This is a genomic window from Mesorhizobium sp. NPDC059025 (genome assembly GCF_042739655.1).
In the GTDB taxonomy this organism is placed as follows: domain Bacteria; phylum Pseudomonadota; class Alphaproteobacteria; order Rhizobiales; family Rhizobiaceae; genus Mesorhizobium.
In genome coordinates this window covers 39,284-52,465 of the sequence record NZ_JBHYIM010000012.1, presented here as the reverse complement: position 1 = coordinate 52,465, position 13,182 = coordinate 39,284, and the positions used below count along the sequence as shown (strand labels likewise).

At 62.6% G+C, this 13,182-nt stretch carries 15 protein-coding genes; 8 read left to right on the top strand and 7 right to left on the bottom strand.

Annotated elements, in window-relative coordinates; all coding sequences use genetic code 11:
* Positions 1-80: 80 nt before the first annotated feature.
* Positions 81-920: an LOG family protein gene (locus tag ACFWYE_RS24250; protein WP_379114818.1), complete on the top strand. Its 840-nt coding sequence runs from the start codon at positions 81-83 to the stop codon at positions 918-920.
* Here ACFWYE_RS24250 and ACFWYE_RS24245 read toward each other — a convergent pair.
* Both ACFWYE_RS24245 and ACFWYE_RS24240 read right to left on the bottom strand, forming a co-directional pair.
* Positions 908-1,789 (bottom strand): DUF817 domain-containing protein, encoded by an 882-nt coding sequence (locus ACFWYE_RS24245; RefSeq protein WP_379114817.1) that lies wholly within the window; start codon positions 1,787-1,789, stop codon positions 908-910. The genes ACFWYE_RS24250 and ACFWYE_RS24245 overlap by 13 nt on opposite strands.
* Entirely contained in the window at positions 1,786-2,493 is a 708-nt protein-coding gene (locus tag ACFWYE_RS24240) for a pyrimidine 5'-nucleotidase (RefSeq protein ID WP_379114816.1), read from the bottom strand. The genes ACFWYE_RS24245 and ACFWYE_RS24240 overlap by 4 nt, the downstream gene beginning before the upstream one ends.
* A 165-nt stretch (positions 2,494-2,658) precedes the next feature.
* On the opposite strand from ACFWYE_RS24240, the gene ACFWYE_RS24235 reads away from it, so the two are divergent.
* Positions 2,659-3,414, top strand: coding sequence for a GGDEF domain-containing protein (locus ACFWYE_RS24235; RefSeq protein ID WP_379114815.1), 756 nt, complete (start codon positions 2,659-2,661; stop codon positions 3,412-3,414).
* Positions 3,415-3,426: 12 nt separating this feature from the next.
* Here the strand turns inward: ACFWYE_RS24235 and ACFWYE_RS24230 are convergent, their stop codons facing one another.
* Positions 3,427-3,582 (bottom strand): hypothetical protein, encoded by a 156-nt coding sequence (locus ACFWYE_RS24230; RefSeq protein WP_165358117.1) that lies wholly within the window; start codon positions 3,580-3,582, stop codon positions 3,427-3,429.
* A 93-nt stretch (positions 3,583-3,675) separates the two neighbouring features.
* Between ACFWYE_RS24230 and ACFWYE_RS24225 the strand changes: the two genes are divergently transcribed.
* Complete coding sequence (locus ACFWYE_RS24225) at positions 3,676-4,164, top strand: MarR family winged helix-turn-helix transcriptional regulator (protein ID WP_379114814.1); 489 nt, start codon at positions 3,676-3,678, stop codon at positions 4,162-4,164.
* A gap of 31 nt (positions 4,165-4,195) precedes the next feature.
* Here the strand turns inward: ACFWYE_RS24225 and argB are convergent, their stop codons facing one another.
* Positions 4,196-5,089, bottom strand: coding sequence for an acetylglutamate kinase (argB, locus tag ACFWYE_RS24220; RefSeq protein WP_379064928.1), 894 nt, complete (start codon positions 5,087-5,089; stop codon positions 4,196-4,198).
* A gap of 152 nt (positions 5,090-5,241) precedes the next feature.
* Between argB and ACFWYE_RS24215 the strand changes: the two genes are divergently transcribed.
* On the top strand, positions 5,242-5,865 hold the full coding sequence (locus tag ACFWYE_RS24215; protein ID WP_379114813.1) for a class I SAM-dependent methyltransferase: 624 nt from the start codon (positions 5,242-5,244) through the stop codon (positions 5,863-5,865).
* Positions 5,866-5,870: 5 nt separating this feature from the next.
* Here the strand turns inward: ACFWYE_RS24215 and ACFWYE_RS24210 are convergent, their stop codons facing one another.
* Positions 5,871-7,367 carry an amidase gene (locus ACFWYE_RS24210; protein ID WP_379114812.1) on the bottom strand — a complete coding sequence of 499 codons (1,497 nt, stop codon included), beginning with the start codon at positions 7,365-7,367 and terminating at the stop codon, positions 5,871-5,873.
* Between the two features lie 216 nt (positions 7,368-7,583).
* Here ACFWYE_RS24210 and ACFWYE_RS24205 point away from each other — a divergent pair, with 216 nt between their 5' ends.
* The 4 genes from ACFWYE_RS24205 to msrB all read left to right on the top strand — a co-directional run bounded on the left by ACFWYE_RS24205 (position 7,584) and on the right by msrB (position 10,261).
* Positions 7,584-8,123, top strand: a complete 540-nt coding sequence (locus ACFWYE_RS24205; protein ID WP_379114811.1) for a sigma-70 family RNA polymerase sigma factor — start codon at positions 7,584-7,586, stop codon at positions 8,121-8,123.
* Positions 8,120-8,833 (top strand): anti-sigma factor domain-containing protein, encoded by a 714-nt coding sequence (locus tag ACFWYE_RS24200; RefSeq protein ID WP_379114810.1) that lies wholly within the window; start codon positions 8,120-8,122, stop codon positions 8,831-8,833. The genes ACFWYE_RS24205 and ACFWYE_RS24200 overlap by 4 nt, the downstream gene beginning before the upstream one ends.
* A gap of 203 nt (positions 8,834-9,036) precedes the next feature.
* On the top strand, positions 9,037-9,594 hold the full coding sequence (locus ACFWYE_RS24195; protein ID WP_129412269.1) for a fasciclin domain-containing protein: 558 nt from the start codon (positions 9,037-9,039) through the stop codon (positions 9,592-9,594).
* Positions 9,595-9,760: 166 nt separating this feature from the next.
* Positions 9,761-10,261 carry a peptide-methionine (R)-S-oxide reductase MsrB gene (gene msrB / locus ACFWYE_RS24190; RefSeq protein WP_379064916.1) on the top strand — a complete coding sequence of 167 codons (501 nt, stop codon included), beginning with the start codon at positions 9,761-9,763 and terminating at the stop codon, positions 10,259-10,261.
* An 85-nt stretch (positions 10,262-10,346) separates the two neighbouring features.
* Here the strand turns inward: msrB and ACFWYE_RS24185 are convergent, their stop codons facing one another.
* Positions 10,347-11,930 carry a DHA2 family efflux MFS transporter permease subunit gene (locus ACFWYE_RS24185; RefSeq protein WP_379114809.1) on the bottom strand — a complete coding sequence of 528 codons (1,584 nt, stop codon included), beginning with the start codon at positions 11,928-11,930 and terminating at the stop codon, positions 10,347-10,349.
* A gap of 12 nt (positions 11,931-11,942) precedes the next feature.
* On the bottom strand, positions 11,943-13,121 hold the full coding sequence (locus tag ACFWYE_RS24180) for an HlyD family secretion protein (protein ID WP_379114808.1): 1,179 nt from the start codon (positions 13,119-13,121) through the stop codon (positions 11,943-11,945).
* Between the last annotated feature and the right edge of the window lie 61 nt (positions 13,122-13,182).

Here is a 13,182-nt window from a genome sequence, read left to right as displayed (position 1 = left end):
GACCCTATTTGAAGGGAATGTGAGGGTCAATCGCAGCTGCGTCATGGAACGACGCTTGAAAGGGATTTGGACGGGTGGATATGAACCCAATGGAAAAGACGGGCTGGACGCCCCTGCCTCACTCGGACGAAGACCTGGAACGTGCCCGCAGCGTACCCGACACGCCGCAGACACGCGCTTCGACCTATCGTCTCGCCTGGAACGACGAAGAATTCATGACGCGGCGCGAGCTGAGGCCGGTGCGGCTGCAGCTCGAACTGTTGAAGCCGGAGATGATCCTGGCGGAGCGCGGCATCCGCTCCACCGTCATCCTGTTCGGCGGCGCCCGAATTCCGGAGCCCGGTGGCGAGGCCTGGGCCGCCAAGAACGAGACGCAGAAGCGAAACCTCGAAAAGAACAGCCGCTACTATGACGAGGCACGCAAGTTCGCCCGTCTGTGCTCGCAGCATTCGGCTACGTCCTATTATCGCGAGTTCGTCGTCGTCACCGGTGGCGGGCCAGGCGTGATGGAGGCCGGCAACCGTGGCGCCGACGATGTCGGGGCGCCGTCGATCGGCCTCAACATCGTCTTGCCGCATGAACAGGCGCCCAACCCCTACGTAACACCGGAACTGTGCTTCAACTTCCACTACTTCGCCATCCGCAAGATGCATTTCGTCATGCGGGCAAAGGCCGTGGCGGTTTTCCCTGGCGGTTTCGGCACCATGGACGAGTTCTTCGAGACGCTGACACTGATTCAGACCGGGCGCATGGAGCGCGTGCCGGTGATCCTGTTCGGCAAGGAGTTCTGGCAGCGTGCCATCGATCTGGACTATCTGGCCGAGCAGGGCACCATCACGCCGGGCGACCAGGACATCATCGATTTCGTCGATACCGCCGACGAGGCCTGGGACATTATCCGCCGCTTCTACACACTCTGAGGCGAGGGTTTCGGTTCGATCTCGTCCATCGTTCGCGGCCGGTGCACGAATGTGACCAGAACGAACGAGATGATCATCAGAAGATACCAGGCGCCGAGTTTCTGGATGGAGACCGGCGCCCAATCCTCGTTCTGGTTCGGATAGATCCAGGCGCGTGACCATGTGCCGATGTTCTCGGCGAACCAGATGAACAGCGAGACCAGCAGGAAGCCGAGCAGCAGCGGCATGCGGTGGCGGAAGCGGAAGACGCGGTAGTGCACCGTCGTCCTGAAGAAGAGGACGGCCGTCGCCGCGAACAGGCCGTAGCGGATGTCGACCGTGAAATGATGCGCGAAGAAATTGACATAGATCGCCGCGGCAAGCAGCGCGGTTGCCCATAACGGCGGATAGCGCGTATAGCGCATGTCGAAGATGCGGCTGACGCGTGCCAGGTAGGAACCGACGGCGGCGTACATGAAGCCGGAGAACAACGGCACGCCGCCGATGCGGAAGAAGGCTTCCTCGGGATAGATCCACGATCCGGCCGAGGTCTTGAAGATCTCCATGATCGTGCCGACGACGTGGAAAACCAGGATGACCCTGGCTTCGGACCAGGTTTCCAGCTTGAAGCCGAGCATGGCGAGCTGGATCGCCAGCGCCGCCAGGAACAGAAAATCATAGCGGGCAAGCCAGGCATGATCCGGCCACCAGAATTTGGTGGCCATGATAAGGGCAAGCATTGCTCCGCCGAACAGGCAGGCCCAGCCCTGTTTCAGACCAAAGACGAGGAACTCGATCGCGGCACCCGAAACGCCGCGCGCCGGCAGCCGGTCCAGTACGCGGTGGGCGGCGGCATCGATGAGTGCTTCGACGGAGGTAAATTGCCTCAAATTTGCGTTTCGATGATCGTTGAGAGGAAGCCGGCAAGGTCGTCGGTGACATAATCGACGTCGTCGGCGTTGTCGGGGTCACGCTCCCAGATTTCCGAAAAGGTCGGTTCGAAGTTGCGCGGCACCACCAGCACCGTCGTCATGCCGAGCGCTTTCGGCACGGCCAGATTACGGGCCAGATCTTCGAACATCACCGAATTCGGGCCACTGACAGCATGCAGGTTTGCGAATTTCTCGTAGGTCTGGCGCGCCGGCTTCGGCGTCAGCCCTGCTGCGACAATGTCGAAAATATCATCGAAATGGTCGAGGATACCAAGCTGACGCGCCGCGCGCTCGGCATGGCCACGATCGCCATTGGTGAAGATGAATTTGCGCCCCGGCAACTGACGGATCGCCGTTCCCAGCACCGGGTCCGGCACCAGCCAAGAATAGTCGATGTCGTGCACCTTCTCCAGGAAATCGTCCGGATCGATCTGGTGGCGTTCCATCAGGCCGTTCAGCGTGGTGCCATATTCCAGGTAGAGTTCCTTCTGCAGCTTGCGCGCGTCCTCGCGCGACAGCGTGAGAAGCTCCGACACATAGGCCGTCATCTTGGCGTCGATCTGCGAGAATAGGTTGGAGTGATGCGGATAGAGCGTGTTGTCGAGGTCGAACACCCAGTCGGTGACATGGGTAAAGCGCGCGGGATCAGGGGATTCGGTCATGGCGCAGTTATCGCATGAAACCAGCGAAGCGGAAGCAGCTTTGTCGATCGTTTTTCGGCGCCGATTGGGGCCAAATTGGCGCGATCGTTCAAATTTTAGCCAGCGCTTAAAGAAGACCTTCAAGTCTAGCCTTCATAAGGCCGCCAGCCGGGAGGGAGGGCAGTTATGACCAGCATAGTCATGCGTTCCGCAGCTGTTGCTGGGGTTGCGGTTCTCGTCTCGCTTGGGGTCATTCTCGCCATCGGCTTTCTGGCCAACGACCTGATCGGTCTTGACTCATGGATCATCGGCACGGTCTGCCCGTTGCTCATCGCAGGTCCGACAAGCGCCTACATGTTTGCGCAAGGCGACAGGCTGAAGGCAGCGCATCGCGAACTTGCCCGCACCCATGCCCAGCTCGCCGTCGCCCACAGGCGCCTGTCCCATAAGGCCAGTCGCGACGACATGACCGGCATGCTCAACCGCGAGAGTTTTTTCACGGCGATGGAGAACGCCAAGGAAAGGACCGGCGGCGCACTGCTCATCATCGACGCCGATCATTTCAAGGCGATCAATGACAGCTACGGCCACCTCACCGGAGACGAGGCCCTGCTGCTGATCGCCGGCGCCATCAAGCGTGCGATGCGCTCTGGCGACGTACTCGGCCGTATCGGCGGCGAGGAATTCGCCGCCTTCCTGCATGGTGCCGACGAACGGGAGGCCGCCCGCATCGCCGAACGCATCCGCACGGAAGTCGAGCTGATCCTGTTCCGGCCGCTGGAGTGCACTGTCCGGTTGACGGTGTCGATCGGCGGGGCGCTCTTCCAGGAAACCATGACATTGCCAGACTTGATGCGCAGCGCGGACCTGCGGCTCTACGAAGCCAAGCGCCGCGGCCGCAACCTGGTGATCGTCGGCAACGCGGTCTCCCGCGCCGCCTGACAGGATCGGGGCTCAGAGACCGTAGATGGCGATGCGCAGCAGCACCGCCGCCATCGCCAGTGCAACGATCATGATGCCCATGCCGATCGGCGATCCCCAGCCGTACCATTCCATGGAACGTTCGGCGAAACGCATCTCTTCTTCTCGCGACATCTGTGACTGGGCCATCGGGCCTCTCCTTCTTTAAGGGTTCGACTTGTCGGCATCCCGACTTTCATCTAATGATAAGTCAGTCGAAATGTTCGATAGATTGATAGTTAGATGATCGAAATAACTTCGTCAACCGCGAATCGCGACGAACTGCTTGGCGCGCTGCTGAGCGCCATCATGCGCTGGCAGGACGAGACGCAGAGTTTCGACGAAGCGGTGCGCGAAAAAATGAGCATCAACAGCGCTGAAGGCCGCTGTCTCAGCCTGCTCTATCACGGGCCGCAGTCCGCAGGCGCCATAGCGCGTGTCTCAGGCCTGACGCCGGCGGCGGTCACGGCGCTGATCGACAGACTGGAGGCGCGCGGCTTTCTGACTCGTACGCGCAGCACCGAGGACAGGCGCAAGGTGGTGGTCGAAGCCACTGAAAAAACGCGGGAGCTGTCGGCACGCTATTATGGCGGCATCGCCCGCGAGGGTGAAAAGATGCTGCGCACCTTCAGCGACGCCGAACTCGGCACGATCCTGGAATTCATGACCGCGGCCGCGGATCTCCAGCACAACGAACTGCGGAAGCTGAAGGCAGGCGAACAGCCGGACTAACGCGAGCAGCGGTTTTGCCGGAACTGCAGCCTTACGGTACGATCAGCGTGCCGGCGCCGTGTTCCGTGAAGAGCTCCAGCAGTACCGAATGCGGCGTCTTGCCATTGAGGATGACGACGCCTTCGACACCGCGTTCGATCGCCTCGATGCAGGTCTCCACCTTGGGGATCATGCCGCCGGAAACCGTGCCGTCGGCAATCAGTGCCTTGGCTTCCGCCACGGTCAATTCGTCGATGAGTTTCTTGTTCTTGTCGAGCACGCCGGGAACATCGGTCAGGAACAGAAGGCGTTTGGCCTTGACCGCGCCGGCAATGGCACCGGCGAACGTGTCGGCGTTGATGTTGTAGGTGTGGCCGTCGCGGCCGGGCGCCACCGGAGCCAGGACCGGGATCATTTCCGACCGTGCGAGCAGGTCGAGCAGGGTACGGTCGACTTCGACCGGTTCACCGACGAAACCGAGATCGAGCACGCGCTCGATGTTGGAATCAGGGTCCTTGATCGTCTTGTGGGCCTTGCGTGCGAAGACCATGTTACCGTCCTTGCCGCACAGGCCGATCGCCCACTCGCCTTCGGCGTTGATGAGCGCGACGATCTCCTTGTTGATCGAGCCGGCCAGCACCATTTCGACGATTTCGACGGTCTTTTCGTCGGTGACGCGCAGGCCGCCTTCGAAACGTGACTCGATGCCCATCTTGGTCAGCATGGCCGCGATCTGCGGACCGCCGCCGTGCACGACGATGGGGTTGACGCCGGACTGCTTCAGGAGCGCGATGTCGCGGGCAAAAGCCTTGCCGAGTTCGATGTTGCCCATGGCGTGGCCGCCATACTTCACCACGACCGTCTTGTGCTCGTAACGCTGCATATAGGGCAGCGCCCTCGAGAGCAGCGCGGCCTGCATCTCGGCGTTGGCGGCGGCTTCCGTCATGGCGAATTTCCCGGCTGGCTGGAAAGAAACGGCGAGGTCTTAGCGGGAAATGACGAGAGGGGCAATCGATAGCAGGCGGGCCGTCTTGTTTTGGCCTGCTGTCGGCGTCATCTGTTCGTGAACAGCGGTGAAACCGTCAAGGAGGTGTCACGATGACGGGGTTCGATTCGAAAACCCACTGGCAGGACGTCTATGCCAGCAAGGCGACGACGGCGGTGAGCTGGTATCAGGAGACACCTGCGCCTTCGCTCGATCTGCTGCAGCTGGCGGGTGCCGGACCGGACACCGGCATCATCGATATCGGCGGCGGCGCCTCGATCCTTACGGACACGCTTCTGGCTCTCGGCCACGGCGATCTTTCCGTGCTCGATATCTCACAAGCCGCGCTTGAAGCGGCACGGACGCGTCTCGGCGCTGCGGCGGGCAAGGTCGATTGGATTGTCGCGGACGTCACGCAATGGCGCCCGGAGCGTTCCTACGACATCTGGCACGATCGTGCCGCGTTCCACTTCCTGGTCGAGGAGAACAGCCGGATCGCCTATGTCGAGCGTCTGCGTTCAGCACTGCCTGTCGGTGGTCATGCCATCATCGGGACCTTTGCACCGGAAGGTCCGGAAAAATGCAGCGGACTGGTGGTACAGCGCTACGACGCAGGATCTCTCGGCGCTGCACTTGGTACTGGCTTCAGGCTCATCGACAGCCGGCGTTACGACCACGTCACCCCGTGGGGCGCAACGCAGCATTTCCACTTCGGCACGTTCCGACGCGAGGCCTGAACTCCCTATTGCGGCACGTGCAATGGCGCGCGCCGCTTCAGCCAGCCGGAAATCGCTTCCATCTGTGCTGCCAGCGACAGCAGCGTCTCTTCGTCGCCGGGACGGCCCGCAGCCTGGATGCCAAGCGGTAGGCCGGCATCGGTGACATGCACCGGCAACGCGATGGAAGGCTGGCCGCTGACGTTCTGGATCGCCGGCCAGTGCGTGAACCACAGGCTCTTGTCGAGCAGTTGCGAGAAGAAGCCCGGAATCCTGAGCAGCCGTGTCAGATGCAGCCTGTCCAGGACGGTTTCGATGAATTCATCGACGCCCTTCGGGCGCATCGCGCCGCAGGCGAGCGGAGGATGCGCGATGATCGGCATCAGCACGGCGTCATATTGGGCGGTTGTGGCGATCAGCTGGCGGCAGGCGGCGTGGAGCCGCTCCAGCAAGGTGTAGGTTTCTCCGCCGGACATCAGTTCACCGAAGCGCCCGAGCAGACGTGTCGCACGTTCGACATCACCCGCGACCGATCTGCCGTTGCGGGTTTCTTCCATGCGCAGCGATCCGGCAACGGCCGAAGCGACACACATGGCAAAGGCGGTCATGAACGCACGGTCGATCATCGGCAGGTCGATCTCCTCCACCGTGTGGCCGCCTTCGCGCGCGATCGCCACCGCCTTGTCGAGCGCCTGCATCGTTTCGGTCGAGACAGGTAGCCCGAGCGGCGATTTGCGATACACGGCGAGACGGAGGTTTCCGGGCTGGCGAGCTGCGGCCGCGGCGAAGGTGCCGTGCGGTGGTCGCGCCGCATAGGGTGCGAGCGGGTCGGCACCGTGAGTAAGATCGAGAAGCAGCGCGCTGTCGCGGACAGACCGGGTGACGGCATGGTCGACGACGAAGCCGTACCAGCTCTCCGACGCCAGCGGGGACAGTGGCACGCGACCGCGCGAAGTCTTGAGGCCGACCAGACCTGTGCAGGCGGATGGCACACGGATCGAGCCGCCACCGTCGGACGCATGTGCCACCGGCACGACGCCCGCCGAGACCAGCGCCGACGCACCTCCGGAGGAGCCGCCGGTGGTATGGCGGGTATTCCAGGGGCTGCGGGTGACACCGAAAGCGGCGGATTCCGTCATGAGCCGCAGGCCGTATTCCGGCGTGGTGCTGGTGGCGATCGGGTTGAGACCGGCTACCAGATAACGCTCGGTCAGAACCGAATTGAAATCAGGCACGAAGGGCGCAACCCGGCTGCCGCCATGCGTCGCGATGCCCTCGATGGCGATGCCGAGGTCCTTGATGGCGAAAGGCACACCAGCCAGTGGCAGGGTGCGGTCGATCGTTTTCGCCCGTTTTCTGGCGGCATCGTAGAGCGGTTCCACTATGGCGTTGATGTCACCGCGCGTCGCCTCGGCGCGCGCTATGGCGGCATCGGCCAGTTCGAGCGGCGACAGCTCGCCGTTGCGGATCAGGGCCGCCAGGCCAATTGCGTCGTTCTCCCACAGCGTCCGCTCGACAGACATGCAGCCCTCCCAAGCCGGTGGAAAAAGGCTATCGGGCCGGCGTAGCCTTTGCAATTGGCGTCGAACCGGAACCGGATCTGCTCCACTGGAGCAATTTGTAGCCAAGTGGAATCACTTGGCGTTACAAAAATGCAACGAAAACAAAAACCTAGAGCGTTTCCGTGAAAAACGGAAACGCTCTAGGCAAGGCGCGGCGGCCATCATAGTCTGGCGCCGATGACGCCACAGGACATCGCCAGACTGATCGTCCGGACCTCGTTGAAGGACCGGGCAGCGTTCGATCTGCTCTACCGGCAGACGAGCGCGAAACTTTTCGGCGTCTGCCTGCGTGTCTTGAGCGATCGCGCGGAGGCCGAGGAGGCGTTGCAGGAGGTGTTCGTCAAGGTCTGGACGAAAGCCGACCGTTTCGCCGTCTCGGAGCTGAGCGCGATGTCGTGGCTGATCGCGGTGGCCCGCAACCATGCCATCGACCGCATCAGGGCGCGGCGCAGGCCGGCTGTCGATATCGACGCCGCGCTTGAGGTGGCCGATCCGGCGCCGGGTCCCGAGGCAATGGCGATGGCGGGCGGCGAAGCCGACCGTATCCATCGCTGCCTGGAAGAGCTTGAACAGGATAGGGCGGATGCCGTGCGGGGTGCCTATCTCAAGGGAGAGAGTTATGCCGAACTCGCGGAGCGCCACGGCGTTCCGCTCAACACGATGCGGACCTGGCTGCGACGCAGCCTGATCAGATTGCGGGAATGCCTGGAGCGATGAGCGAAAGCGACCATACCGGACCGGAACGCGACGACGACGCGCTTGCCGCGGAGTATGTGCTCGGCGTGCTTTCGGCGGACGAACGGCAGGCGATCGCACAGCGAATCGAACAGGATCCTGCCTTCGCACGACTGGTCCATGCCTGGGAGGGGCGGCTTTCACCGCTTGCTGCCGGCTATGTCGAGGTGGAGGCGCCGGCCTCGGTGAAAGCAGCGATCGATCGCAGGTTGTTTTCGAGCGGTGCCGAGCAGCAGGATCGAGGCAGCCTCTGGTCAAGTCTTGCCTTCTGGCGCGGCCTGGCTGCTGCGGCCCTCGCCGCGCTGGTGCTTGCCATCGCCGTGCCTTATCTCGGTGCGCCGTCTGCGCCGCCGCAGGCGGAACTGGTTGCGTCGCTTGCCGGCGAAGGCAGTGATGTGCGCTATGTCGCGGTCTATGACGGGGTTCGCAACGAGGTGCGGCTGTCGCGCCTTTCCGGTCAGCTGGCATCGGCCAAGGATTTCGAACTCTGGCTGATCGAGGGAACGAATGCGCCGATCTCTATCGGTGTTGTTCCCGCTGGCGCCACTGCACAACTGAGTCCGCCCGCAGCTGTTCAAGAGAAGCTGGCGCAGGGCGCGGTTCTTGCCATCAGCCTTGAGCCCAAAGGCGGCTCGCCGACCGGCCAGCCGACCGGACCCGTGGTTGCAGCCGGCGACCTGAAGGACATCTGATCCGACCGGAGCGTTTCCGCTTTTATGGAAACGCGGGAATGCTCCAACTCTTTGTTTTCACGGAATTTCGGGCAGAAAACCGCTACGCGTTTTTCCTGGGCTTGCTCCAGCGCAGAAAAAAATCCGAACGGCTGAAACTCGCAAGGATCGCGTCCCGTATCTCCTCGTGTCCCCAAGAGGGTTGAACCAGAGGAGATTGAGACATGCACAAGATCACCAAGCTGCTGTTCGCAGGCACCGTGGCCATATCCGCACTCGCCGGCATTGCCTATGCCAAGAACCCGATGGTCGGCGGCGCGCCGATGTATGCCGAGAAGAACATCGTCGAGAACGCAGTCAATTCGAAGGATCACACCACGCTGGTTGCCGCGGTCAAGGCCGCGGGCCTGGTCGAAACTCTCCAGGGCAAGGGCCCGTTCACGGTCTTTGCGCCGACCAACGAGGCTTTTGCGGCGCTGCCCAAGGGTACGGTCGAAACCCTGCTGAAGCCGGAAAACAAGGACAAGCTCACCAAGATCCTCACCTGTCATGTCGTTGCCGCCAAGGCGATGTCGGCCGATGTCGCCAAGATGGTCAAGGCTGATGGCGGCGCGCACAAGGTCAAGACCGCCGGCGGCTGCGAGCTGACGCTGAAGGAAAAGGGCGGCAAGGTCACCGTGACGGACGAAAGCGGCAATGTCGCCCATGTCACCATCGCCGATGTCGAACAGTCGAACGGCGTCATCCACGTCATCGACAAGGTCCTGCTTCCCAAGATGTAACGGCAGGCCGGTTTCCAGCGAAAAGCGGAAGAAGGCATGGCGGCCGCACGTTGGTCCTCCCAGACTGGCGTGCGGCCGCTCTCATTTCAGCCCCGACCGAACCACAAGACAACGTGATTTCACGACGGACGCTGGAGCAGGCAGGATAGTAAAAAGGATACGACTTATGGATCGGCGTGACCTTCTTCTTGGCACCGTAGCCGTTGTGACGGCCGGAGTTGGCGCCTGGGCTTTCTCGCGCCTCGGCGGCACGCAACCGGCGCGGGCCGAAACCTTCGAAGTCCAGAAGACCGATGCTGAATGGAAAACCAAACTGACGCCCGAGCAATATGCCGTGCTGCGCCAGGAGGATACGGAGTATCCGGGCACCAGCCCGCTGCTCAACGAGCACCGCAAGGGTGTCTTTGCCTGCGCCGGCTGCGACCTGCCGCTTTATGCGTCCGAGACGAAATTCGATTCAGGCACCGGTTGGCCGAGCTTCTGGCAGGCCTTGCCGAATGCCATCGGCACGCATGAAGACAGGACACTCGGCATGGTCCGGGTGGAATGCCATTGCCGTCGCTGCGGCGGTCATCTTGGCCATATCTTCGACGATGGCCCACCACCCACCGGCAAACGCCATTGCATCAACGGCGTTGCCCTGAACTTCCAGGCCGCGGCTGCCTGACCGTTTCCAGGCGGGGGGCAATCCCAGGAAATGTGTGCGACGGTTTTCCGTCCGGAAAGCGTCTCCGTGAGCAAACGGAAAGGCTTCAGTGGCCGCCGCCGCCTCCACCACCGGCCGCGGTCGGGGGCCGCTTGATGACCATCACGAAGGCTGCCAGCGAGAGGAACAGCATCGTCAGCAGATAGAACACGTCCATGAAGGACAGCAGTGCCGCCTGCTGATGCACGATGGCCGAGAGCTTGAAAAGGGCCGCGCTGCCGGCATCGAGTCCACCCTGGGACTGGAAGTTCTGCGTCATGTTGCGCAGCTTGTCCTGCGCGGCTTCGCTGCCCCACTGCACATGCTCCGACAGGCGGGCATAGTGGAAGGCGTTGCGGTCGATGAGGATGGTGTTGATCAATGCCAGCCCCACCGCGCCGCCGAGGTTGCGGGTCAGGTTGAACAGGCCCGAGGCATTCTTCAGCCGCGAGGGCGGCAGCGTGCCGAGCGCAATGTTGTTGATCGCCACCATGCACAACATCATCGAGGCGCCGCGCAGGATCTGCGGAACGAACAGTTCCCAGAAGTCCCAGTCGGCGGTGAGATGGGTCATCTGCCAGGTGCCGGCGGCGAAGCCGACAAAGCCGGTCGCGATCATCAGGCGCGGGTCGAGCTTGTTCGACAGGATGCCGGAGATCGGCGCCGTCAGGAACATGGCGAGACCGGACACGAACAGCGCCTCGCCGATCATCATGGAATCATAACCCCGGATGCGGCCGAGATAGATCGGATAGAGATAGGTGAGCCCGTAGAGGCCGATACCCATGACGAAGGAGAACAGCGAACCGAAGGCGAAGTTGATGTTGCTGAAGGCGCGCAGGTCGACGATGGGCTCTTCGGCGGTGAACACGCGCCAGAAGAAGACGATCGCGCCGACCGTCATGACGATGGCGAAGATGAACACCGACTGCTCCTGCAGCCAGTCATGGTTCGGACCTTCCTCCAGCACATATTCCAGCGAGCCGAGGAAAGCCGCCATGCCGGCGAGGCCCCACCAGTCGAACTTCTTCAAGAGGCTCATGTCCGGCTTGTCGAAATCGATCAGCGTCCACGCCGCCGTCGCCACCATGATGCCAGGCACGACATTGATCAGGAACAGCCAGTGCCAGGACATGGCGTGGCTGATATAGCCCCCGACCGTCGGGCCGATGGTCGGCGCCAGCGTGGCGACCAGACCGATCATCGGCGAGACGATGGCACGCCGCGACGGCGGGAAGATGGTGAACGCGGCTGCGAAGACCGAAGGGATCATGCCGCCGCCGATGAAGCCCTGGATCGCGCGGTAGACGATCATCTGGTCGATGTTGGTGGCAGTGGCCGCCAATGCGCTCGCCGCGGTGAAGCCGGCCGCGGAGATCGTGAACAGCACGCGTGTCGACAGCATGCGGCTCAGGAACCCCGACAGCGGGATCATGATCACTTCGGCGATCAGGTAAGAGGTCTGAACCCACGGAATCTCATCGGAACTGGCTGAAAGGCCGGCCTGGATCTCGGCCAGCGACGCCGACACGATCTGGATATCGAGGATCGCCATGAACATGCCGAACACCATCGCCAGGAAGGCGATGACGCGCCGCGGTTCGATGTGATCGACTGGCCTTGCTGCGGCAACGGCGTCGACGCTCGACATGGTCGCTTCCCGCTATTTGGTCGTTGCTGACGGTGCGGTGCGGCTGTCGACGTCGACGATGACGCTCAGACCCGCGCGCAGCCTGCCCGTCGCGAGGGCTTCGGGCGACACATCGATGCGCACCGGCACGCGTTGCACCACCTTGGTGAAGTTGCCGGTGGCGTTTTCCGGCGGCAGCATCGAGAACACCGCGCCGGAGGCCGGCGCCAGCGAGGAGACGGTTCCCTCGAACGTTTCGTTGTGCAGGGCATCGACCGCGATGCGCACCGTCTCACCCGGCACGAGGCGGGCAAGCTGTGTTTCCTTGAAGTTGGCGACGATATAGAGCTTGTTCATCGGCACGATCGCGGCCAGCTTCTGGCCCGGGCTGACGAGATTGCCCTTTTCGACCGAGCGGTTGCCGACGACGCCATCATAGGGAGCCCGCAGCACGGTGAAGCCGAGGTCGCGCTCGGCCTTGTCCTTGGTCAGGCGCAGCGATGCCTGCGTGCTGGCCGATTCCGCGCGCTGTGCTTCGAGCACGCCGATATTGGCCTTCGCCGCGGCGATCTGCGCATCGGCGCTGGCGAGCGAGGCACGGGTCTGGTCGACCGCGGTCTGCGCATCGTCCAGTTGTGCCTGCGTGGCGACATGCGTCTTCAGCAGTTGTGCCGTGCGTCCCTGGGTGCGCTGGGCATTGTCGGCGGCTGCCTGCGCAGAATTCTTCTGCGCCTCGGCCTGCTGCAGGGAGGCATGGGCGGCGGTGATCTGCGCGTCGATGCGCGCCAGCGTCTTGTCCAGCGTTGCGATCTGGGCTGCAGCCTGGTCGACGGCGATGCGGTAGTCGCCGGAATCGACAATGAACAGCGGGTCACCAGCCTTCACTTGCTGGTTGTTCTCGACCTTGATCTCGTCGATGTAGCCGGAGACCTTCGGCGACACGAAGGCCATGTCGGCCTGCACATAGGCATCGTCCGTCGAGATCATGAAACGGCCGTCGGTCCAATAGCCGTAACCGTACCAGAGGCCGGTGCCGACCAGGCCCAGTCCAATGATGGGCAGCAGCAGCGAACGCACCGAGCGTTTCTTCTTTGCCGGTGCCGGTGCCGCGGCGGCACTCTCGACCGGCGCGCTTGGGGCCTCGGCGGACGGCGCCTTGGCATTTGGAAACGGATGCACTTCGGCGGTGGTCGGGGTAGAAGAGTTCGACATGGCAACGCTCTTGTGATTTTGCGAACTGAACCGTTCGGTTCGATGTTGACTTAACGTAAGA

Bases quoted from the DNA above. Each gene is read 5' to 3' on its own strand.
- ACFWYE_RS24195 (WP_129412269.1), top strand. From the start codon at position 9,037: ATGCACAAGATCACCAAGCTGCTGTTCGCAGGCACCGTGGCCATATCC.
- msrB (WP_379064916.1), top strand. From the start codon at position 9,761: ATGGATCGGCGTGACCTTCTTCTTGGCACCGTAGCCGTTGTGACGGCC.
- ACFWYE_RS24205 (WP_379114811.1), top strand. From the start codon at position 7,584: ATGACGCCACAGGACATCGCCAGACTGATCGTCCGGACCTCGTTGAAG.
- ACFWYE_RS24240 (WP_379114816.1), bottom strand. From the start codon at position 2,493: ATGACCGAATCCCCTGATCCCGCGCGCTTTACCCATGTCACCGACTGG.
- ACFWYE_RS24215 (WP_379114813.1), top strand. From the start codon at position 5,242: ATGACGGGGTTCGATTCGAAAACCCACTGGCAGGACGTCTATGCCAGC.
- argB (WP_379064928.1), bottom strand. From the start codon at position 5,089: ATGACGGAAGCCGCCGCCAACGCCGAGATGCAGGCCGCGCTGCTCTCG.
- ACFWYE_RS24180 (WP_379114808.1), bottom strand. From the start codon at position 13,121: ATGTCGAACTCTTCTACCCCGACCACCGCCGAAGTGCATCCGTTTCCA.
- ACFWYE_RS24210 (WP_379114812.1), bottom strand. From the start codon at position 7,367: ATGTCTGTCGAGCGGACGCTGTGGGAGAACGACGCAATTGGCCTGGCG.
- ACFWYE_RS24250 (WP_379114818.1), top strand. From the start codon at position 81: ATGAACCCAATGGAAAAGACGGGCTGGACGCCCCTGCCTCACTCGGAC.
- ACFWYE_RS24235 (WP_379114815.1), top strand. From the start codon at position 2,659: ATGACCAGCATAGTCATGCGTTCCGCAGCTGTTGCTGGGGTTGCGGTT.
- ACFWYE_RS24200 (WP_379114810.1), top strand. From the start codon at position 8,120: ATGAGCGAAAGCGACCATACCGGACCGGAACGCGACGACGACGCGCTT.
- ACFWYE_RS24185 (WP_379114809.1), bottom strand. From the start codon at position 11,930: ATGTCGAGCGTCGACGCCGTTGCCGCAGCAAGGCCAGTCGATCACATC.
- ACFWYE_RS24225 (WP_379114814.1), top strand. From the start codon at position 3,676: ATGATCGAAATAACTTCGTCAACCGCGAATCGCGACGAACTGCTTGGC.
- ACFWYE_RS24230 (WP_165358117.1), bottom strand. From the start codon at position 3,582: ATGGCCCAGTCACAGATGTCGCGAGAAGAAGAGATGCGTTTCGCCGAA.